1 protein-coding gene is annotated in these 515 nt (G+C 54.8%); it reads left to right on the forward strand.

Annotation, left to right across the window (positions count from 1 at the left end; genetic code table 11):
- On the forward strand, nt 1-515 hold a 515-nt coding region (locus HMPREF6485_RS13125), incomplete at both ends, for a DDE-type integrase/transposase/recombinase (protein WP_004347263.1).

Genomic DNA, 515 nt, shown 5'->3' on the forward strand with positions numbered 1-515 from the left:
AGTACAAGTTCCACATCAAGGTCGTCGGCCATGTCGAGCACTATGCCGCAGACCAGGTGTATGTTGATTTTGCCGGTGACAGGCTTGAAGTTGTCGATGAGATGACAGGCGAGACGAAGAAGGCCGAGGTTTTTGTCGCTGTCCTGCCGTTCAGTCATTACACCTACTGTGAGGCCGTATGGTCGCAGCGCAAGGAAGACCTGATCAAGGGATGCGAGAATGCCATGCTGTATTTCGAAGGGGCTCCGGCGGCAATAGTCCCCGACAATCTGAAAGCGGCCGTCACACGGAGCGACCGTAACGAGCCGGTCATCAATGATGATTTCGCCGCCTTTGCCGAGCATTACGGCTGTGCAGTCTATCCAGCCCGTGTACGCCACCCCAAGGACAAGGCCTTGGTTGAGAACACCGTGAAGCTTCTCTACCGTTCCGTTTACCTTGACATAGAGGGGATGACATTCTCCAGCCCGGACGGACTCAATACCGCCATCCGCATTTCCCTGCTTGATTTCAAC

It is taken from the genome of Segatella buccae ATCC 33574 (assembly GCF_000184945.1).
Classification (GTDB): Bacteria; Bacteroidota; Bacteroidia; order Bacteroidales; family Bacteroidaceae; genus Prevotella; species Prevotella buccae.